Source organism: Parabacteroides sp. AF39-10AC (assembly GCF_003635405.1).
In the GTDB taxonomy this organism is placed as follows: Bacteria; Bacteroidota; Bacteroidia; order Bacteroidales; family Tannerellaceae; genus Parabacteroides; species Parabacteroides distasonis.
Genome location: NZ_QTLP01000021.1, coordinates 1 through 20,801, shown reverse-complemented (window position 1 = coordinate 20,801; position 20,801 = coordinate 1). Strand labels below are relative to the sequence as shown.

The window sequence follows — 20,801 nt, the reverse complement described above, 5'->3', positions numbered from 1 at the left end:
TGATTATCTTTGCACTCTTTATTGGATTTGGAATACATAAATATGTATATAAACGAGGAAGAGATAGTAAATCATATATCCGCGAAGCCTTTCCATTTGATATCGGAGGCGGCGGAAGAGCTAGGTGTTGAGGTATATGTAATAGGCGGATATGTGCGGGATATTTTCTTGAACCGCCCATCCAAGGATATAGACGTGGTAGCGGTTGGCAGCGGTATCGAGTTGGCCAAACGAGTGGCCAAGAAGATCGGGCGTGGCGCTTATCTTTCCGTCTTCAAGAATTTCGGGACGGCGCAGGTGAAAGCCGGCGATCTGGAGCTGGAATTCGTGGGGGCAAGGAAAGAATCCTACAGCCATGACAGCCGTAAGCCAGTCGTAGAAGACGGCACCTTGGAGGATGACCAGAACCGCCGCGATTTCACGATCAACGCCTTAGCCCTTTGCCTGAATAAGGAGCGTTACGGAGAATTGGTCGATCCTTTCGGAGGGTTGGAGGATATGGACGAGCTTACGATCCGTACGCCTTTAGACCCGGATGTTACTTTCAGCGATGATCCGCTCCGGATGATGCGCGCGGTTCGTTTCGCCACTCAATTAGGTTTCTTTATCGATCCCGATACCTTCGACGCCATCATCCGTAACCGGGAGCGTATCTCCATCATCTCCAAGGAGCGTATCGTGGACGAGTTGAACAAGATCGTCCTCTCGCCAAAGCCCTCTATCGGTTTCGACTTGCTGGATAAATGTGGACTGTTGCCCTTGATCTTCCCCGAGCTTTGCGCCTTGAAGGGCGTGGAAACCAAGGAGGGGATCGGGCATAAGGATAATTTCGCCCATACCTTGATGGTGCTGGATCGTTTGAGCAAGACTTCTGATAATCTATGGCTGCGTTGGAGCGCCCTCTTCCACGATATCGCCAAGCCTGCCACGAAGCGTTTCGACCCTCGCTTGGGATGGACGTTCCATAATCATAATTTTATCGGCGATCGGATGATCCCCGGTATTTTTAGGAAGATGAAACTCCCGATGAACGAGAAGATGAAGTACGTGCAGAAGATGGTAAGCCTGCATATGCGTCCGATCGCCTTGTCGGACGATGAGGTGACGGATTCGGCGATCCGCCGTCTGCTGTTTGACGCGGGAGATGATATCGACGATTTGATGAAACTCTGTGAGGCCGATATCACGAGCAAGAACCCGGAGAAGGTTCGCCGTTTTTTGAACAACTTCCGTAAGGTGCGCGAGAAGCTGGCCGATATAGAGGAAAAAGACCGTGTCCGTAACTTCCAGCCCCCGGTATCCGGCGAGGAGATCATGGAGACGTTTGGCTTGGCTCCCTCCAAGCCTGTCGGCGTGCTGAAAGAGGCGATCAAGAACGCCATCCTCGACGGCGTGATCCCGAACGAGTATGAGGCGGCCCGGCAGTTCCTAATACAACGTGCGGAGAAGATGGGGCTGAAGCCGATTCTGTGATCCGGGTATAGTCACAAGACCCAGTCTTACAGTTGGCACAGTCCCCTGTACGAAGTACTGCGGTACTTCCTAGAGGGTACTGTAGTACTTCGTGCAGAGTACTACGGTACTTCGTGCACAGTACACTGTCTAAGAATTTAATCGCTCTACCGCTTTCACGCCGTTTACCGCCTTGATCTTTTTCGTCAGCAAGTTTAACGCGGTCGTATCTCTTACCAATACGGTAAAGTTACCTTGGAATAATCCGTCTACCGAGTTGATGTTTAAGGAGCGAAGCGTGACGTTCGATTCTTTTCCGATCACGGAGGTGATGTTGGTGACGATCGCTATATCGTCTCGTCCGATCACCCGCAACGTAACCGTATAGCCATTGTCTCCCTTGCCGCTCCATTTCGCGCGGATGATCCGGTAACCGAAGCGGCTGAACATCTCTTGGGCGTTCGGGCAATCCATACGGTGGATCTTGATACCCTGCGTGGAGACGAAACCGAAAACCTCGTCGCCATAAATCGGGTTGCAGCATTTGGCGAGTTTATATTCGATACCCGTCAGGTTCTTGTCGATCACCAAGACATCCTTGTTCGTCGATATCTCCTCCACCGGAGTCATCGTCACGAATTCCTCTGCGCTACGCACCTCGGTACGCTCGTTCGTCTCCGTCTCCTTGCGGAAAGCCTCCAGATATTCGTCGATTACTTGGTTGGGATCGAGGCGTTCCTCGGCGATCTCGATGTAGAAGTCCGTGACGGTCTTGAATCCTTTCTTCTTGATATAGCGCATCATGGTTGGCTCGTCCATGTCGATCTTCCGGTTCTTGAAGCGGCGCTGCAACATTTCCTTGGCGAATTCCACGGCCTTCACGGTCTCCTCCTTCAAGGCCTGCTTGATCTTCACACGGGCCTTCGAGGTGACGACGAAGTTCAGCCAATCCCGCTTCGGGCTTTGGGCGGGTGACGTGATGACGGATACGCTATCGCCGTTGTTCAAGGTGTATTTGATCGGAACGTTCTTCCCGTTCACTTTCGCCGACACGCATTTGCTTCCCAGCTTCGTGTGGATGGCAAAGGCGAAATCGAGGACCGTCGCTCCCTTGGCCAGCTTGATAAGCTCGCCGGTAGGCGTGAAGACGTAGATCTCATCCTTATATAGATCCATCTTGAAATCCTGCATCAAGTCGAGCGGATTATTCTCCTTGGCCTCCAAGGCGGCACGTACGGTATTCAAGAACTCGTCTAGCCCGCTCTCCGCTTTCACGCCCTTGTATTTCCAATGCGCCGCTAGGCCTCGCTCGGCGATCTCATCCATCCGCCTCGTACGGATCTGCACCTCTACCCATTTATTTTGCGGGCCCATCACCGTGATGTGCAAGCTCTCGTAACCGTTGCTCTTCGGGATAGAGATCCAGTCCTTCATACGCTTCGGGTTGGGCTGGTACATATCGGTGACGATGGAGTAGACTTGCCAGCATTCCGAGCGTTCCTTCTCCAGCGGCGTATCCAATACGATCCGGATAGCGAAAAGATCGTAGATACCCTCGAATTCCACCTGCTGCTTTTTCAGCTTGTTATTAATGGAATGTATGGATTTGGTACGCCCCTTGATATCGAACTTGAATCCTGCCGCTGCCAGCTTCCGCTTGATCGGGGCGATGAACTCGGCGATATAAGCGTCACGGGAACGTTTCGTCTCATTCAGTTTCCGTTTGATGAAGTCATACTGTTTCCTGTCCGTGTATTTCAGGGAAAGGTCTTCCAGCTCGCTCTTGATCGTATATAAGCCCAACCGGTGGGCGAGGGGAGCGTACAAATAAGAGGCCTCGGTAGCCAGCCGGATACGATCATCCTCTTGCATCTGTTTTCCCATACGCATGAGGCAGAGGCGGTCGGCGATCATAAGCAAGATCACACGTACGTCCTCGGCAAACGAGAAAAGCAAATGATGGAAATTCTCCGAGTTGACGGCGGTGTTCCGGGCATACAGGTCGGAGGTCTTCAAGAGGCGACGGATGATCAAGGTCACGTCCGCTCCGAATTTCTGCTCCACTTCCTCTATCGTGATCGCTTTCTTCAATACCGGGCGGTATAATAGGAGGGCGATGACCGAGGTGCGTTTCAAGCCAATCTCCAAGGTGGCGATCAAGGCCGTGTCAATATTTCGCAATAAACCGTTGATACCATTCTTATCCCTGCCGTAGCAATCGAGGGCGACAACCCGCTTCATCAGCTCCTTCATCTTTCGGATATCTTCCCTCTCGAGGAAAGAGTAAAGGTTTCGTAACAGGAGCCTGTATTTGGAGAAGAACAGCTTCTTTTCCTCAGACGTAAAGAATCCAATTGTATCCATAGTTATATCATTTTTATTGCCCGGTTGAGGACAAACCGCAAAACATGCTGTAAAAATACTTTTTTCTATGGAATTTCAACATGTATCTTGCGGTTATTTTATACATTTGCGATACACATAGCGCATAAGTGCCCTGTGGTGTTACTGATGAGATTATTCACATTAAATACTATACTATGTTAAACGCAAACGATTTAGAACAGCTGAAAGCCAAAGGAATCAGCGAAAAACAGATTGAAGAGCAACTCGCTTGCTTCGTAAAAGGTTTCCCTTTCCTTGAGATAGCGGCCTCCGCTTCGGTAGAAAAAGGTATTATGGTAATATCTAAAGAGGAACAGGCTTCTTATATGGATGCTTGGGACGCTTATCTGGCTAAAAACAAGAAAATCGTAAAATTCGTACCTGCCTCCGGCGCTGCTAGCCGTATGTTTAAGAATCTGTACGAGTTCCTTTCTGCGGATTATAAGGAACCGATGAACGCTTTCGAGAAGAAATTCTTTAGCGAGATCGAGAAATTCGCTTTCTATAAGGCTTTGGACAAGAAGTGCGTGGAGAATACAGGGAAAGATATTCCTGCGTTGGTAGCCTTGGGCGAGTACAAGGAGGTGGTATCCAATTTATTGGAGCCGAAAGGCTTGAATTACGGACAGCTACCGAAAGGCTTGTTGCTTTTCCATAAATATGCCGATACGGTTCGTACGGCGATGGAAGAACATTTGGCCGAAGGCGCCATGTACGCCAAGAATAACGCCGGCGAGGTGAATATCCATTTCACGGTATCTCCGGAGCATCAGGCTTTATTCGAGCAATTGGTTGCCGATAAATCAGGCGAGTACGAGGAGAAGTTCTCTGTGAAATACGATGTCTCTTTCAGTATCCAGAAACCGAGTACTGATACGGTAGCGGCCGCTATGGATAACACGCCGTTCCGCGATAAGAATGATAAGTTATTGTTCCGTCCGGGTGGGCATGGAGCCTTGATCGAGAATTTGAACGATGTGGATGCCGACGTGGTATTTATCAAGAATATAGATAACGTGGTTCCGGATAGCTTCAAATGCTCTACGGTTATCTACAAGAAGGTGATCGCCGGTGTCTTGGTAACATTGCAGGAGAAAGCCTTCAGATATCTGGAACAGATCGAGACCGGCAAATATACCCATGCCGAGGTAGAGGAGATGATTCATTTCTTGCAAGACGACCTATGTATCAAGAACCCGGATACGAAATTACTGGAAGACGCCGAGTTAATCCTGTATATCAAGAGCAAACTGCTTCGCCCGTTGCGTGTATGCGGTATGGTGAAGAATGTGGGCGAGCCGGGTGGCGGTCCGTTCCTTGCGGTGAATCCGGACGGTACGGTTTCCTTGCAGGTGCTTGAAAGCTCCCAGATCGATATGAGCGATCCGGCTAAGAAGGCGATGTTTGAGAAGGGTACTCACTTTAATCCCGTGGATTTGGTTTGCGCCGTTAAGAATCACAAGGGAGAGAAATACAACTTGCCGGATTACGTGGATAAGAATACGGGCTTCATCTCTTATAAGAGCAAGGATGGCCGCGAATTGAAAGCGCTGGAATTGCCGGGCTTGTGGAACGGTGCCATGAGCGACTGGAACACGGTATTCGTAGAAGTTCCTATCGAGACATTCAACCCCGTGAAGACGGTGAACGACCTGTTACGCCCCGAACATCAATAAATACCCAGTTGTAGAGACGGGGCGTGCCCCGTCCCTACAACTAGATCCTTATATTTTCGGTAATTCCCACGGTGCCCTGTATTCCTTGCACAATAGTTTATCCGCCTCCGTATCATGGAAACTCTTTCCATCCCACGATAATTTCTTACCCGTGCGATAGGCTATATTCCCTAATTGGGAGAACTTGGCGATATGCGCCCCGATCTCTACGCTGGCATTGCAATTCCGGTTCCGGCTCTTGATACATTCCAAATGATTCTTCGCATGCAAATTCAAGCCACCCTCTCCGTATGACTTCTTCAAGGGAACAGCCTCCATGCGGGCCTGTCCGTTTACCTTTTCCGGAATAACCTCCCAGCCGCCACGATCGATCACCAAGGTACCGTTCTCGCCAACGAATCCTAGGCCATGATTCCGTCCGTAGGCCCCGTCGTCAATGCCGATCGCATGATCCCACATAACGGTGAAGTCCTTGAATGTATAAATGGTTTGCAATAAGTCCGGGGTCTCGCAAGCGTCATCCGGATAACCAAATTTACCTCCGGAAGCCATGATAGACTCCGGTGCGGTGACGTTCATGCCATACAATGCGTAATCCAGTAAATGTACGCCCCAGTCCGTCATCAAACCTCCCGCATAATCCCAGAACCAACGGAATGTGAAATGAAAACGGTTCCGATTGAACGGACGTTTCGGGGCCGGCCCCAGCCACATATCATAGTCCACTCCGGCGGGCACCGCCTCGTCCGGCTTGACGGGGATAGAGGGGCACCAACCTTGATAAGAGAATACACGTACGGTGCGTATCTTACCCAGCTGTCCGCTATGTACGAATTGCATGGCGTCCTGCCAATGCGGATCGCTACGTTGCCATTGGCCTACCTGCACGACCCGGTTGTATTTCTGCGCCGCCCGTACCATGATGTTACATTCCTCGATACTATTTCCCAGCGGTTTCTCACAATACACATCCTTCCCGGCTTGGCAAGCGGATACCATTTGCAGGCAGTGCCAATGATCGGGAGTACCTACGATTACGAGATCGATATCCTTATTGTCTATCAATTTACGCCAGTCTTTATATAAATGCTTTACTTTCTTCCCGGTGATCTTCTCGGTCTCTGCCGCCCGATTATTCAATACGTTCTCGTCAATATCCGACAAGGCGATACACTCTACTTCCGGATTACGAAGGAACGCTTTCAGGTCTTCGAATCCCATGCCGTTACATCCGATAAGCCCGACGCCTATCTTATCGTTTGCGCCCACACCAGCGCTCCCGGCTTTAATGAAAAAAGGACTGATGGTAAGTCCGGCACCGAGCAAAGCGGTCTGCCGGAGAAAATCTCTTCGAGTTGTCATGGTATTACTATTGATTTAAAGTATTTGCAATATTAAGCGAAATCCTTTACAATCGCAAATGATAATAGCTTTTTAACTACTTACTTAGTCGATGAAGTATATATCCTATGGCACTTGAAGTATATATCCTGTGGTACTTGAAGTATATCTGTCCGGTAAGGTTGGTATTGTAAGGATATGTACCATTGCGTCTTTGTAAAAAAAGTTATTAAAAGATATAGGGATGCGATATTGGAGAATATAGTTTAACTTTGTGCATTATGTTCACCCTAAAAGGGCGATGTGTTGTATATAATATAATGTATAGAGTATGACTTTGCGAAATTTGCTTTTCTGTTTTTTTATGGTGATGATCTCTGTTTCATGTATCCGGGAGGAGGCGCCCAATGCGGAAGCGGATATCTTGTCGTGTACGGTGGATGGCGATATATTGAAAGCCGAGCCGGAGATCGACAACGAATCCGTGACACTGACCGTGAAAAGTGACGCCGATATTACAAACCTAGCCCCGGTATTCACCTTGACTCCCGGCGCTACTATCACTCCGGCTAGTGGTTCCGCTTTTGATTTTACGACGCCGAGAACCTATACGGTAACTTCCGAGGATGGTCACTGGACAAAGACTTATACGGTGCGTTGTATCGTCTCCGGCGTAAGCACGGAATATCATTTCGAGCATATAACGATGGAGCCGAAGAATGGACGTTACCAGATATTCTATGACTTTACATCGAATGGAGATTCCGTGACTTGGGCGAGCGGGAATGCCGGATTTGCCTTGACCAATAATAAATTGGAGCCTTTAGACTTCCCAACCATGCAAGACGATAACGGATATGTCGGTAAATGCGCTAAGTTGGTGACCCGCAGCACGGGTAGTTTCGGTAGCGGATTCGGTATGCCTATCGCCGCCGGAAACCTTTTCATCGGTACGTTTGATTTGCTGAACGCTATTCCGGACGCAAGGAAAGGCACGAGATTGGGACGTCCTTTCGATCATGTGCCGACTTACTTGAGTGGTTATTATAAATATAAAGCGGGTGAGTCGTATAAAGTGAATGGCGAGGAGGTAAAAGGTAAGAAAGACCAATGTGATATCTACGCCATCTTCTATGAGACGGATGAGAATGTGAAATATTTGGATGGTTTCAACGGGCTGACAAGCCCGAACCTGATATCCGTTGCCCGGATCAGCGATCAGAAAGAGACGGATGAGTGGATGCGTTTCTATATCCCGTTCGTGGCTAAGCCCGGTAAGGTGATCGATAAGGATAAGCTGGCGAAAGGTGGTTATCAGTTATCCATAGTCTTCTCTTCGAGTTTGAAAGGTGATGTCTTCGAGGGAGCGGAAGGTAGCACGCTTTGGATCGATGAGGTTGAGATAATCCAGTCCGGTGAGAACTAAAAAAACAGAGGATATGAAAAGATATATAGTATTAATAGGTATACTGTGCTTGTCGGGTGTCGTTACGTTGAAGGCGCAACAGGAAAGAAACCAAGGAATAATCTGGTCTTCCCTAAGGGGATTGGAATATACGGTAAAGGCCGGTATCAATATCGGCGGAACCGCTCCGGTGCCATTGCCTCGTGAGATTCGTGCGATAGATAGTTATCGCCCTACGCTTTGTGTCTCCATAGAGGGCGATATCAAGAAATGGTTCGGCGAGAGCAAGGAATGGGGTATGATGATCGGTCTCCGTCTGGAGAATAAAGGTATGGAGACAAAAGCGACGGTTAAGAATTACAGCATGGAGATCATTGGCTCCGGTGGCGAGAAGCTGAAAGGAAACTGGACCGGCGGCGTGCAGACGAAAGTGGAGAACTCTTATTTCTCGATACCGGTCGTGGCTCTTTACCAATTGAATAACCGGGTGAGTTTCTCGGCGGGACCATTTGTCTCGTTCGCTACAAACCGGAACTTCTCCGGCTACGTATACGACGGATATCTGCGTGAGATCAATCCTACCGGTACGAAGGTGGAGTTTTCTGGTGACAACCGTGCTTCCTATGATTTCTCGGATAACTTAAGAAAGTTTCAGTGGGGAGCGCAGATCGGTACAGAATGGAAAGCGTTTAAGCACCTTATCGTATACGCTGACTTGACATGGGGATTGAACGATATCTTCCAAAAGGATTTCGATACGATTACCTTCGGGATGTATCCGATCTATCTGAACGTAGGCTTCGGATATGCGTTTTAGGAATTGATATGAATCAAAATAAGGCTATCCCGGACAAGGATAGCCTTTTTTATTAAAAGATTATTATGGAAATAAATTATTTTTTATAACTTTGGGGCGATAATTCTCAGACCAAGTTACATTTTATCTTATATTATTAACAAAATTACCATGAAAGAAAACACTAAGAAGGGCGTAAGCCGTAGAGAGTTTTTGGGTCTTTCCGCACTAGGATTGGCTAGTTTAACAATTCTTCCCAGTTGGGCCATGAATGGCGTTCGTATCGCTCCGAGCGATCGAGTCGTTTTAGGTTTTATCGGCCTAGGTCAGCAAGCATTATCAGACTTTAAAGGATTTGCCGCATGTCCGGGCGTACAGGTTGCTGCATGTTGTGACGTGGACACGATGAAAACAGAGCGTTTCAGAAGACGTGTCGCTGAATGGCAAGCTTCAAAGGGAATGAACCAACGTTGTGATCAATATGAGTTTTACGAGGATTTGCTGGAGCGTAAGGATATCGATGCTATCGAGGTCGCTACCCCGGACCATTGGCATGCTTTGGCTACCATCCATTCTTGTCAATCCGGAAAAGACGTATATTGCCAGAAACCGTTGGCTTATACGATCTCCGAAGGCTTGGCTATGGTGAAGGCTGTACGTAATAACAAACGTGTGCTTCAAGTAGGTAGCCAGCAACGTTCCAGCAAAGAGTTCCAAGCTGCGATCGATATGGTTCAGAATGGAGCCATCGGTCATATAGAGAAAATATATGCACGTGTAGGTGAGCCTCCTACGCCGCTGAGCTTGCCGGAAATGCCGGTTCCCGCTAATTTGAACTTCAATCAGTGGATGGGGCCGTTGAACGATCCGAAGATCCATTATCATCCCGATTTATGTCCTCCTATTTCTCTGGATCCGGAAGAGAACGAGAAACTATGGGGTGCATGGCGTTGGTATCAAGAGACCGGTAATGGCTATACTGCTGACTGGGGTGCTCATATGTTTGATATCGCCCAAGCTGCTATCGGTATGGATGGTTCTGGTCCGGTTGAGTTTACGCCCAAGGGATACAATGGCACACAATATTCAACTATGCGCTATGCGAATGGTATCGTAATGACTGAACAACCTTATTTGGAGGATAATCCGGATGCGCAGGGTATTAAGTTTGTCGGAGATAACGGTTGGATCGAGGTAGCTCGTGGCTACATCAACTGCTCTGATCAGTCTAAGATCCCCTCCGACCTGAAGAACTTGATCGAGAAGCGCCCGAGAATGATGACTCCGGAAGAGCGTAAGAAGATGTATGAGGAATATATGAAGAAGCTGAAAGACAGTAAAAAGAAGGGTAACGATGCTGGCAATTATGAGACTAGCGCTCCGCATATGCAGAACTTCATCGACTGCGTTCGTTCACGTGAGAATCCGATCGCACCGGTTGAGGTAGGTTGCAGTACGAATACGCTTTGCTGTTTACAGAATATTGCCCGTGAGCTAGGCCGTCCGGTTAAATGGAACCCGGCTACATTAAGCTTCGGTAATGATAAGGAGGCGGCTTCCCACCGTTTGTACTGGTATCAATATCGCAACCCGTATTCATTGCCTTATTTCTGTAAATAAGCCTATTTAAATAGAATGATGTTATGAGTAACAGACGGGATTTCTTAAAAAATATCTCTCTCTTTACCGCTGGTGGATTGCTGGCTGGTAAAGCCGGTTCCGTAAATGCGGCGAACGCTGCGTTGGGAGTTGTGGATGAGGTCCATGCCAGCAAAGAGATTGGCTTGCAGATCTATTCTTTATCCCAAGAATTATATAAAGGTGACGTGGCCGCTAATCTTCGGAAGGTGAAGGATATGGGATACTCCAAGCTGGAGTTGGCGGGTTATGGTAAAGGCGCTATCGGGGGTGTTCCTATGATGGACTTCAAGAAAATGGCGGAAGACGCTGGCTTGAAGATCATTAGCTCGCACGTGAATCCGGTAGACACATCTATTTCTGACCCTTTTAAGGCTATGATTTTCAAATACTCGAAGGAGGTTACCCCAAAGATCATGGAGTATTGGAAAGCTACGGCTGCCGATCATGCGAAACTAGGCTGTAAATATTTGATCCAGCCGATGATGCCGACGATTACTACGCACGATGAGGCTAAACTTGTTTGCGATATTTTCAATCAGGCCTCGGATGTTATCAAGGCGGAGGGTATCGCCACTGGTTTTGGCTATCATAATCATAATATGGAGTTCAATCGGGTCGCGACGAAAGAGCAACAGGAGAAGGTGAAAGGAAATCCTTTCGCCGCTTTCATGAAAGTCGGAGACCAAATTTATGACTTGATGCTGAAAGATACGGACCCGAGCAAGGTTTACTTCGAGATGGATGTTTATTGGACTGTCATGGGACAAAACGATCCTGTCGAGTATATGCAGAAACATCCGGATCGTATCAAGGTATTACATATCAAGGATCGTGCTGTATTCGGCCAAAGTGGTATGATGAACTTTGAGATGATATTCAAGCAAATGTACGCAAACGGAATCAAAGACTATTTCGTAGAGTTGGAGCAGATGCCGGACGGACGTACTCAATTTGCGGGTGTGAAGGATTGCGCCGACTATTTGATCAAGGCTCCTTTTGTAAAATGAAGTAACAATCGATAGATCGTAAGCCTCGGGGTTAATAGACTCCGGGGCTTTTTTATTAGATGAAAGGCAACATAAACGGGTCTATTTTGTTTTTATAAAAAGAAGTTTATATCGCAAAAATCAAGGAAAGGATGAGTTCTAGGATAAGGAAGATATTGAAACATACGGTGATCGCTGTTTTATCGCTGGCTGTATTGTTCCTAGTTTTGAATCTTTTCCTGACAGGTCGTTTGGAGCGGTACCTGAAAAGAGAACTGATAGAGCGTACGGCGAATGCTACGGATGGTTTTTATCGCCTTTCTTTCGATAAGCTTTCTATTAGCTTCTTCAAGGGAGAGCTAAGGCTAGAGGGTATTTCATTGGAGCCGGACTCTAAGGTCTTTGAACATTGGGCCGCCTTGGATAGCTTGCCCGATACCTATGTAAGTACCCGGATTGAGGTGATAGATTTTAAGGGAATTAATTTGGTATGGCGATGGAATTACCGGCAACTCCATTTCAATACCTTTGAGATCCGCTCGCCGGAGGTTCGTGTATACGGCTCTTCCGGATCAAACCCGTTAGTTTCCGGACTGGCGGCAGATACGGTAGAGCATGCCGAATCGAAGACCTTGTACGAGGTGATCTCTCCATACATAGATGCCCTGAGCGTAAAGACCTTGAACTTGGAAAATGCCAGTATCTCTTATAATGTGGAAAACCAAGTCTCGCCGATTATCTATACGTTGAATAACGTAAGTTTCCATGCGTATGGTTTTATGTTGGATTCTACCTCTTCACGGAGCGGGAAGCTGTTGTATTGCGATAACTTCGATTTTGTCACGAACCAGCCGCAAACCTTGTTGGTAAATAATGATTTTAGGTTGGAGACGGATAGTATATGCCTCAGTACCCAAGATTCCATTATCTATATCCAAAAAATCCAATTGCTTCCGCAAGAATTATTGTGGGGGGAGACCAATCGGAAACCTACGAATTATCTGGAAGGGAAAGTGCAAACCGTAGAGATACAAGGGATTCACTTTAGACGGGAAGAAGCCTTGAACTATTTGTCCGCCCGTAATTTTGAGATACAATCTTCGGATATCAAGGTGTATGACTTGACTCGGGAGAAGAAGCAGGCGAATGCCGATGTGGATTCTTTGGTGCAAGCCTTATCGTTATATGATGTGATCTCTCCGGTACTACATAGTATATCCGTGGATCAAATACGAATAGAGCGAACCGCCCTTCACTATTCCTTAGCCTTGAAAGGGCAGATAGAGGACTTCTCGATCCCTGAGTTTAATTTCCATGCGGAAGGTCTTCTGATCGACTCCTTGGTAGCTCCGGGCGAGGAACTGAATTATTTTCGTTCCATTGCGTTTGAGGCGAATGATATACAAGGGATCATGAGGGCTCGTAATCATCGGTTCGATATCAAGCGTTTGGCGATGAATACGGCCTTAGGTTCGTTTCATATAGATAGCATGCGACTACGTCCGTTGTCGGTCCGCTCCCGTAATGATTATTTGTCGGGAAGTATCGATACGATCCGGATAGACGGGTTGGCGTACGACAAAGGTGTTAGCGCAGATTTACTGAAGGTTCGGTCGCCTCGCTTGGTTTATTATAAAACGCCCTCCGTTGAATCTCCGGATAAAGGGAAAAGCACATCTGTAAATAGCCGTGTGGATGTGGAGAGTTTGTTAAATCCTTTCCTTCGGTATCTTTCCATCCGTAAGATCCAGATTCAGAACGCAAATGTGACATTGGAGGATCGTGAGATAAATGACACGACCCGGTACCGACTCAACGGCCTTAATTTCTTTGCTACGAATTTCTTGGTGGATGAGCAAACGAACCGGAGTGGGCAATTGTTTTTCAAGTATGATCATTTTGGTCTTAGTTTCCGGGATTTCGATAACTACTTACCGGGAAAGGATCTGCGTGTGACTATAAGAAAAGGTTCGCTATCCACCGTAAACGGCTCTTTCCGTCTACAGGATGTGACCCTGGCCGCTAAAAAGGACTCGATACGTTTTTCAACCCCATTGATTTCTTTAACGGGAATCCGGATTCCCAAGAATAGCATCTATCAGATCGGGTTTGACCGATTTGATTTATCCGATGGTGATTTTTCTATGTCTTGGGGATCGGATACGACAATATTGCGGACTGAGAGCCAAAAGGATATCCAATTGGCTTTGGAGAATGTGTTTGTGGATTTGAAGAAGAAGACGTTTCAATTAGGTGATCTTCAGCTACAGACGAAGGATATCGATATACCGTTGGATAACGGCTTCTACCGTTTGAAAATCGGGGGGCTGGATTTGAGAGAGTCAGGTTTGAGGTTGGATCACGTACATTTAGTCTCGCCTTATTCTAAAATGGAATTCGCTTATAAACAGCCTAAGCATCAAGATTGGTTTGACGTGAAGGTTGGGAACGTGAGATTGACCGACGTGGATATTCCCGGATATTTCTCAACCAAGGAATTACATGTGGGAGGGCTCTGGATAAACGATGTCTTATTACAAAACTTAAAGAACCGGAAGATCCCGGTGGAGCCTCATATCGTCCCGATGATTTATGAGGGTTTGCAAAAGGCTCCGGTCCGTTTCAAGATAGATACCGCTTCCGTTGCCAATTTCTCCGTGGTTTATGAGGAATTACCCGTTAAAGGTGATAAGCCCGGTAAGCTTTATTTTACCGATATGAATGGCCAATTTTCAGGTTTGACCAATATCGTTTCCTATCCGGAGCAATTCATCAGATTGCATGCGGACGGGAACCTGATGGGATCGGGGCATTTTACGGCTACATGGCAACTCCCGGTAGATTCATTATACGACCGCTTTCTATTGGATGCCCGTTTGGATAGCCTAGACCTGCTTTCCTTGAATGAGATCGTAAAACCTCTGGCGCCGGCGGAAGTAGTGAGCGGTTGGGCACAGGATGTGGTCTTTCATATGGATGCCTCAAGCCGGAAAGGACGGATACGGTTAGACTTCCCGTACCGGAAATTGAAAGTGGCTTTATTGAAAGAGAAAGACGGAGAGACCACACAAAAAGGTTTCTTGTCGAGATTGGCGAACTTAGTTCTACGGGATAATAATCCGGCTCATCCGGAGCGAAAAGATAGTAAATTGCGTAAGGTCGATATGGAAATTGTGCGAGATCCGTATCATTCCACGTTTAACTATCTATGGCAGATGCTAAGACCAGCCTTGGTGGAATCAGTCGGAGTCTCGAAAAAAGAACAGGATGCGGCCTTGAAAGTGGCAGGTTTCTTCACGAAGGTAAAGCGCTTTTTCGGTCTCGATAAAAAGAAGGATAAGCGGGAGGAGATTGATACAAATAATAAGGAAATAGAACCTTTAAAAGAATAAATAATGGAATATACAGTAAATCACTATCCGGAGAAACATCGTTTCGAGGTAGTAGAAGACGGCTTGACAGCCTATGTGGAATATCGTTTAAGAGGAGATGCCTTGGACATTATCCATACCATTGTCCCAAAAAACTTGGAAGGGCGTGGGATTGCGGCGACTCTTGTTGAAACAGCTTATAAATACGCGAAGAAACAGGGGTTGCGCCCTTTGGCTACCTGTTCCTATGCGGTTGTGTGGTTAAAACGCCATCCGGAGTTTTAATCCTTGATCGTAATACCTAATATTCTAGCGATGTCCAGTGCTTGTAAGGAGGTTACGGTAGCACCTTTCAACTCTCCTCCGGGAATCGAGCCAATACGTATACCGGCGATCTCGGAGGAAGTAAGATCGATCCCTTTCAAAGAGGTCCGGTGAAACTCGGCCTCTACTAAATTACAATGTTCGAATTCTACGTTCGTGAATTGGCAATTGTCCAATCCGCCTCCTCGTAAAAAGCATTGATTAAAAGATACGTTCCGGAGTTTGCTCATGGAGAAGATTACATAATCTCCTTTGCAATCCCGGATGGTAGTATGATTAAAGATTGATTCGGAGAAATTCGTTCCGGTAAGTTTACACCCAATGAACTCTACCCGGTAAAAGCCACATCCGGATAAATTTATATTTGATAGGTCACAGTTCTTAAATACCACATCGCTAAACTGAGATTTACGATAATTGCAAGCAATGAAACCACAATTGGTGAATAAGCAGGAATTAACGGATAGGTTCTGTTTAGATACGTCCTCGACGCATAATCCATTGAAAGAACATTCTGTAAAATCATCCTCTTGTCTGGATATACAATCCATCCAGTCCACATCCTCCCGTAAGTTTTTTACCAATCTAGGCGTTGTTATTTTCAACATGTTATTGTTTCCTATTTTAATTTAGATGGTAAAGATAACGGATTTGGGCTGAATAAACGATATCTTTACTTTATAGTTCATTTTAGCAATATCGGAAAAGTGTGTTCGGGATAATTCTTCTACTTTTGCCTTGAAATCCTAAGAATCATGCGAATAAAGACAACGACAAAGACAGAGTATCAACAACGTATCAATGTATTGGTTGAATACATAAATAATCACTTAGGCGAGGATATCGATCTAAATAAGCTGGCGGAGATATCCGGATTCTCTCGTTGGCATTTTCATCGGATCTTCGCGGAGTTCTTAGGGGAACCGGTTGGTACGTTTATCGTTAGGATGCGGGTCGAGACGGCCGCTCGGCTTTTGCGTTACACGGAAATACCTGTCAAGGAGATCGCCTATAAGGTAGGATATGACGTACCCTCTTCTTTGTCTAAGGTTTTTCGCCAGTTTTATGGGATTTCTCCAAATGAATATAGAAACAATAAAGATTATGTAATTATGGAACCGAATAGAATAATGCCCGATATGGAATTGAAGGTCGAGGTAAAAGATTTACCCGGCAAACAAGTAGCCTACATTCGTCTAAACGGAGGGTATAAAGAAATCGATTATCCGGGAACTTGGATGCGCTTGCTCCAATTCGCCAAGGAGCAAAACATTCAGCCATTGAGTTTTTCACCGATCTGCTTGTACCATGATGATCCGAAAGTGACCTCACCGGATAAGCTGCGTACCGATATTTGTATGGAAGTCGCTCCTGCGGTTTGCCCTAAAGGGGAGATTGGTACGAAAAAGGTATTGGAAGGGCGTTTTATGGTCGCTCTTTATAAGGGAACTTATCAGCAATTAGGGGCTGTGTATGATACGCTTTACGGTAAATATCTCCCCGAAATGGGCCTTTCCTTACGGGAAGTGCCTAGCGGCGAGATCTACTTGAATGATCCTCGTAATACGAAGCCGGAGGATTTATTGACTCAGATTTATGTGGCGGTAGAATAATAAGAGCTAGAGAGGTTTCTGAAGTGAATAAATGAATTAATCTTGATTGCCGTCTTGTCTAATTAGCGGCAATCAAGATTTTTAATATTTTAGATGCGATTGTATGATGTGATAACTTATATACTTGCTTTTAGAAGTTACGAAAAGAGTGTAATTTATTGGAAATGAGCATTGGGTAATCGCTCATAATAGTAATAGGTTACGAATTAGTTAGTTATCTACTGCATTATTCTTCTGTGCGTTGCGTAACCTTCAAAGAACTCTTCGTATGCAAAAGTAACAATAAAACGGGAGATTTAGAAATGAATCTCCTGATTTTTTCTTCTCACACAAGTTTTTCCGTAAAAGCGATTTTATCCGTCAGCACACCATCGCCCAAAAAGATTTTGAACGAACGTGTGCCGACTGCCGCATAAGCGGAGAAAAGGGCTTTGCCTCATGCCTAAACAATAGTTTAGACTGATGAGACAAGGCCCCTTTCTTTTGTGCTTATGCCAAAGAGGTGCTTTTACGGGGTTTTGACGATTTTTCTTTTTTCGTTGTCCTTTTGAGCCGGAAGCGGAAAGCCGTGTATGACCGCACATTCCATAAATGGAACAAGCCGTCACTCACGGCAGACAAACCGGGAAGAATGATTTTATCCATCCGACCAAACACGTTTGGCCAAACAGATAAAAACATACTTCCTTGCCGATGGTTTGCTCGGTTTCACGCTACCGGCTATGTTCTTTTCTGTTGGGGATGTCTTTTTCACGGATTTCTCTTTTGAAGTTTTCCTGTCTAATCTGCCTCCACTTCCGTTTACCTCCATTTTCGCGCCTTTCAGTGAGCCGCATCAGGCAGTCATTTTCGTGCTGGGTGCAAAGGTAACTCCGGGATTGTACGGGAAAGCAAGGTCAAGCCTCCTGTTTTCTGGAAAAATCTCCAGCCTTTCGGGTAGTATTTTTCCGAAAAACCTTGCATTCCCTAATCCCTACCTTTTTAAGCACCCGAAACGAAAACGACCGATGCGACAGAAAGACGCATTAAAAAAAATGTCGGATAAACGAGAGGCAGATAAGATAGTTTGAAACTCAACTCCCTCAGCTCTTGAATCCGCATTAAAAAACAAAAAATCAAAAACAAAACGGATATGAGAACGGCAATAGCAACAAAATTCGTGGCATGGGAAGTACCAAGTTTGGAGAACCTGCAAGGCAGCAAGGTGTACGGACTTCGCACCAAACTGAACAATGGTGAGAAATTGAGCCGAGAAGAAAAGGATTGGCTTACACGCAACGTGAACAGCAACACCTATTTCAAGAGCGCAGTACCCTTGCAAGGTTGGATGTTTGACTTTTCCGACATTCTCCGAACCTACATTGTAAAGCAGTATGGACATTGGGCGGAATACAAGGCTACCGACAAGACCGCACTCCGCAGTTTCCTATACGGCAGGATAGACAGCATCGTGGAACTTAACAAATGATACGGCTATGACAGCAACGGTAAATTTCAGACAAATGGCGCAATACATAGGGCTTGCGATATGCACCCTAATCATGCGCACCGCCTTTTGGGTGTCCGGCATCCTTTGGTACATCGTCAGAGAGATAATAAACGGAGTGTTCCGAGTGGCAATAGGGGTAATCGTGGCTATTCTTTCCGTTATCCTGTTCTTCGGCTTCATTCTTTGGTTATTCACCCTTTAATCCCTACCGACATGGCAAAGAGAAGAAGCAAGACAGTGGAGCAACAATGCAGATACTACGAGGTGGGCAACATCTTCGAGTACATGGTGGAAACATACCTCAACGGCAATATGTCCGTGTTCCGTGGACTCTACCACGAACTGAACAAGAACGCACGGAAGGACTTTATAGACTTCCTATTGAGCGAGGTTGAGCCGATTTATTGGAGGGAGATTTTGAAACATACTATTTGACAACTCATAAAAACGACAGCGATATGAAAGGAACAGACCATTTCAAGAGAACGATACAGATGTATTTGGAACAACGTGCGGAGGAAGACACGCTCTTTGCGAAGAACTACCGCAATCCAGCCAAGAACATTGACGATTGCGTAACCTACATTCTGAACTATGTGCAGAAAAGCGGTTGTAACGGCTTCACGGACGGAGAGATATACGGACAAGCAGTACACTACTATGACGAGAACGAGATTGAGGTGGGCAAGCCTATCCAATGCCAAGTGGCGGTGAACCACATTGTGGAACTCACGGCAGAGGAAAAAGCAGAAGCACGTCAGCAGGCAGTCCGCAGATACCAAGACGAGGAACTCCGCAAGTTGCAGAACCGCACCAAGCCGACAAAGGCGAAAACAGAAACCCAAGTTCAACCCTCATTATTTGATTTTGGCTTATGAAACCGAGAAACAAATTTGAAAAAGCAGTTCTTGCCCAAAGCAAGAAACTACGCCCGATAACCCCGATACAGATAAATTGGGCATTCCGTAATTGCGTGGAGCATTATGCACACCGCTTGCCGAAAGGTCGTACCACTTGTATGGATTGCGGTCATAGTTGGGTAATGACGGAGCAGACCGAGCATTGTACGTGTCCCGAATGTGGAGCAAGTTTGAAAGTCTGCCTCACCTATCAGCGCAAGGTAAGACAAAAGCAGTATTTCACAACCCTTACCACAAGCGGAGAATACCAAGTGCTACGAATGTTCTTGCTTGTCGTGGGTATGGAGAAAGGGGTTAATGCCAAGTCCTATGCCCTTGAAATCGGGCAGTATTGGTGGAATGAACAAGGGCGTAAGGCTGTTGTTGCCATTCCACGCACATTGGGATGCTACATCGACACGTTCTCATTCGCTTCTCCTTTTGCTATCCGCAATGACAATGAAGCGTACCGCCATATCTCATATTCCCCGATATATCCAAGATATAAGGTGTTGCCGACGCTCCGCAGAAACGGCTTTAACGGCAATTTCCACGACATTGTACCCACCAAACTAATACCGGCATTATTGTCGGACAGCCGTGCGGAAACGCTGTTGAAGGCAGGGCAATATCCCATGTTGCGCTACTATCTGTACCACTCTTTCAATATTGGAGAGTATTGGGCTTCAATCAAGATATGTATCCGCAACGGCTATACTATTGAGGACGGCTCAATGTGGCGTGACACCATAGACCTCCTGCGTCATTTCGGCAAGGACACAAACAGCCCGAAATACGTTTGCCCTGCCGACCTCAAAGTTGAACACGACAAGTTGGTGGCAAAGCGCAACCTGCAAAGGAAACATGAGCGGACTGAACAGCAACGCAGGAAAGCGATTGAGGACGAGAAACAATATCTGAAAGCTAAGGGCATATTCTTCGGACTTGCCTTTACCGACAGCCTTATTTGCGTCAAAGTCATAGAGAGCGTGGAAGAAATGGCAGAGGAAGGAAGGACGATGCACCATTGTGTGGGCGGTTACCACAAACGAAAAGACTCCCTTATCCTATCCGCCACCATTGACGGAAAACGAATTGAAACGATAGAGGTGTCACTAAAAACTTTTGAGGTGGTGCAGTGTCGTGGCGTATGCAACGAGAACTCCGAATACCACGACCGCATCATCGCCCTTGTGAACAAGAACGCCAACCTTATCCGCCAGCGGATGAAAGCGGCATAATATCGACATCTAACAACTAACATTATGGAAGTAAGATTTGAAAGCATGGTTTTCCTATGGGATGATAAAATCCCCACGATGTTCCTTGAATTTATGAACCTCCTCACTCTTTGTCAGAGTGAGGAGCAATTAAGGGCGAGCGTCAAGGACTTTGCCGAGAAACACGAACTTGACAAGTTCTT

The 20,801-nt window shown here is 46.4% G+C and carries 18 protein-coding genes; 15 read left to right on the top strand and 3 right to left on the bottom strand.

Going from position 1 to position 20,801, the window contains the following annotated elements; genetic code table 11:
• The first annotated feature begins 42 nt into the window (after positions 1–42).
• Positions 43–1,473 (top strand): CCA tRNA nucleotidyltransferase, encoded by a 1,431-nt coding sequence (locus DW033_RS17295; RefSeq protein WP_122382970.1) that lies wholly within the window; start codon positions 43–45, stop codon positions 1,471–1,473.
• Between the two features lie 129 nt (positions 1,474–1,602).
• Here the strand turns inward: DW033_RS17295 and DW033_RS17290 are convergent, their stop codons facing one another.
• Positions 1,603–3,816, bottom strand: coding sequence for a bifunctional (p)ppGpp synthetase/guanosine-3',5'-bis(diphosphate) 3'-pyrophosphohydrolase (locus tag DW033_RS17290; protein WP_008780065.1), 2,214 nt, complete (start codon positions 3,814–3,816; stop codon positions 1,603–1,605).
• A gap of 176 nt (positions 3,817–3,992) precedes the next feature.
• Here DW033_RS17290 and DW033_RS17285 point away from each other — a divergent pair, with 176 nt between their 5' ends.
• A complete protein-coding gene (locus DW033_RS17285) occupies positions 3,993–5,513 on the top strand; it encodes a DUF4301 family protein (protein WP_005854486.1) in 1,521 nt (506 codons plus the stop codon).
• Between the two features lie 48 nt (positions 5,514–5,561).
• Here the strand turns inward: DW033_RS17285 and DW033_RS17280 are convergent, their stop codons facing one another.
• Positions 5,562–6,875, bottom strand: coding sequence for a Gfo/Idh/MocA family protein (locus DW033_RS17280; RefSeq protein WP_011966673.1), 1,314 nt, complete (start codon positions 6,873–6,875; stop codon positions 5,562–5,564).
• 310 nt (positions 6,876–7,185) lie between these two features.
• Here DW033_RS17280 and DW033_RS17275 point away from each other — a divergent pair, with 310 nt between their 5' ends.
• The 6 genes from DW033_RS17275 (at position 7,186) to DW033_RS17250 (ending at position 15,338) form a co-directional block, all read left to right on the top strand.
• Positions 7,186–8,280 (top strand): PCMD domain-containing protein, encoded by a 1,095-nt coding sequence (locus tag DW033_RS17275; RefSeq protein ID WP_048927579.1) that lies wholly within the window; start codon positions 7,186–7,188, stop codon positions 8,278–8,280.
• Positions 8,281–8,293: 13 nt separating this feature from the next.
• Entirely contained in the window at positions 8,294–9,076 is a 783-nt protein-coding gene (locus DW033_RS17270; protein WP_048927580.1) for a porin family protein, read from the top strand.
• Positions 9,077–9,226: 150 nt separating this feature from the next.
• On the top strand, positions 9,227–10,675 hold the full coding sequence (locus tag DW033_RS17265; RefSeq protein WP_005864413.1) for a Gfo/Idh/MocA family protein: 1,449 nt from the start codon (positions 9,227–9,229) through the stop codon (positions 10,673–10,675).
• Positions 10,676–10,698: 23 nt separating this feature from the next.
• Positions 10,699–11,703 carry a sugar phosphate isomerase/epimerase gene (locus DW033_RS17260; RefSeq protein WP_008780070.1) on the top strand — a complete coding sequence of 335 codons (1,005 nt, stop codon included), beginning with the start codon at positions 10,699–10,701 and terminating at the stop codon, positions 11,701–11,703.
• A 131-nt stretch (positions 11,704–11,834) separates the two neighbouring features.
• Complete coding sequence (locus tag DW033_RS17255; RefSeq protein WP_048927581.1) at positions 11,835–15,074, top strand: hypothetical protein; 3,240 nt, start codon at positions 11,835–11,837, stop codon at positions 15,072–15,074.
• Positions 15,075–15,077: 3 nt separating this feature from the next.
• Entirely contained in the window at positions 15,078–15,338 is a 261-nt protein-coding gene (locus DW033_RS17250; RefSeq protein WP_048927582.1) for a GNAT family N-acetyltransferase, read from the top strand.
• Here DW033_RS17250 and DW033_RS17245 read toward each other — a convergent pair.
• Positions 15,335–15,985, bottom strand: coding sequence for a pentapeptide repeat-containing protein (locus DW033_RS17245; protein ID WP_048927583.1), 651 nt, complete (start codon positions 15,983–15,985; stop codon positions 15,335–15,337). The two genes, DW033_RS17250 and DW033_RS17245, sit on opposite strands and share 4 nt — an antisense overlap.
• A gap of 147 nt (positions 15,986–16,132) precedes the next feature.
• On the opposite strand from DW033_RS17245, the gene DW033_RS17240 reads away from it, so the two are divergent.
• From DW033_RS17240 to DW033_RS17200, 7 genes are all read left to right on the top strand, one after another.
• Positions 16,133–16,990, top strand: a complete 858-nt coding sequence (locus tag DW033_RS17240; protein ID WP_048927584.1) for a GyrI-like domain-containing protein — start codon at positions 16,133–16,135, stop codon at positions 16,988–16,990.
• A 659-nt stretch (positions 16,991–17,649) separates the two neighbouring features.
• A complete protein-coding gene (locus DW033_RS24730) occupies positions 17,650–18,060 on the top strand; it encodes a hypothetical protein (RefSeq protein WP_032588465.1) in 411 nt (136 codons plus the stop codon).
• 62 nt (positions 18,061–18,122) lie between these two features.
• On the top strand, positions 18,123–18,458 hold the full coding sequence (locus tag DW033_RS17220) for a hypothetical protein (RefSeq protein WP_004310306.1): 336 nt from the start codon (positions 18,123–18,125) through the stop codon (positions 18,456–18,458).
• A gap of 7 nt (positions 18,459–18,465) precedes the next feature.
• Positions 18,466–18,681, top strand: coding sequence for a hypothetical protein (locus tag DW033_RS17215; protein WP_005643957.1), 216 nt, complete (start codon positions 18,466–18,468; stop codon positions 18,679–18,681).
• 11 nt (positions 18,682–18,692) lie between these two features.
• Complete coding sequence (locus tag DW033_RS17210) at positions 18,693–18,914, top strand: hypothetical protein (protein WP_005643956.1); 222 nt, start codon at positions 18,693–18,695, stop codon at positions 18,912–18,914.
• Between the two features lie 23 nt (positions 18,915–18,937).
• A complete protein-coding gene (locus tag DW033_RS17205) occupies positions 18,938–19,357 on the top strand; it encodes a PcfK-like family protein (protein ID WP_004310304.1) in 420 nt (139 codons plus the stop codon).
• Positions 19,354–20,619 carry a PcfJ domain-containing protein gene (locus tag DW033_RS17200; protein WP_004310303.1) on the top strand — a complete coding sequence of 422 codons (1,266 nt, stop codon included), beginning with the start codon at positions 19,354–19,356 and terminating at the stop codon, positions 20,617–20,619. The genes DW033_RS17205 and DW033_RS17200 overlap by 4 nt, the downstream gene beginning before the upstream one ends.
• Positions 20,620–20,801 lie beyond the last annotated feature (182 nt).

Coding starts and splice junctions, on each gene's coding strand:
- DW033_RS17205 (WP_004310304.1), top strand. CDS start 18,938: ATGAAAGGAACAGACCATTTCAAGAGAACGATACAGATGTATTTGGAA.
- DW033_RS17285 (WP_005854486.1), top strand. CDS start 3,993: ATGTTAAACGCAAACGATTTAGAACAGCTGAAAGCCAAAGGAATCAGC.
- DW033_RS17240 (WP_048927584.1), top strand. CDS start 16,133: ATGCGAATAAAGACAACGACAAAGACAGAGTATCAACAACGTATCAAT.
- DW033_RS17210 (WP_005643956.1), top strand. CDS start 18,693: ATGGCAAAGAGAAGAAGCAAGACAGTGGAGCAACAATGCAGATACTAC.
- DW033_RS17280 (WP_011966673.1), bottom strand. CDS start 6,875: ATGACAACTCGAAGAGATTTTCTCCGGCAGACCGCTTTGCTCGGTGCC.
- DW033_RS17215 (WP_005643957.1), top strand. CDS start 18,466: ATGACAGCAACGGTAAATTTCAGACAAATGGCGCAATACATAGGGCTT.
- DW033_RS17200 (WP_004310303.1), top strand. CDS start 19,354: ATGAAACCGAGAAACAAATTTGAAAAAGCAGTTCTTGCCCAAAGCAAG.
- DW033_RS17260 (WP_008780070.1), top strand. CDS start 10,699: ATGAGTAACAGACGGGATTTCTTAAAAAATATCTCTCTCTTTACCGCT.
- DW033_RS17220 (WP_004310306.1), top strand. CDS start 18,123: ATGAGAACGGCAATAGCAACAAAATTCGTGGCATGGGAAGTACCAAGT.
- DW033_RS17275 (WP_048927579.1), top strand. CDS start 7,186: ATGACTTTGCGAAATTTGCTTTTCTGTTTTTTTATGGTGATGATCTCT.
- DW033_RS17245 (WP_048927583.1), bottom strand. CDS start 15,985: ATGTTGAAAATAACAACGCCTAGATTGGTAAAAAACTTACGGGAGGAT.
- DW033_RS17295 (WP_122382970.1), top strand. CDS start 43: ATGTATATAAACGAGGAAGAGATAGTAAATCATATATCCGCGAAGCCT.
- DW033_RS17250 (WP_048927582.1), top strand. CDS start 15,078: ATGGAATATACAGTAAATCACTATCCGGAGAAACATCGTTTCGAGGTA.
- DW033_RS17255 (WP_048927581.1), top strand. CDS start 11,835: ATGAGTTCTAGGATAAGGAAGATATTGAAACATACGGTGATCGCTGTT.
- DW033_RS17270 (WP_048927580.1), top strand. CDS start 8,294: ATGAAAAGATATATAGTATTAATAGGTATACTGTGCTTGTCGGGTGTC.
- DW033_RS17265 (WP_005864413.1), top strand. CDS start 9,227: ATGAAAGAAAACACTAAGAAGGGCGTAAGCCGTAGAGAGTTTTTGGGT.
- DW033_RS17290 (WP_008780065.1), bottom strand. CDS start 3,816: ATGGATACAATTGGATTCTTTACGTCTGAGGAAAAGAAGCTGTTCTTC.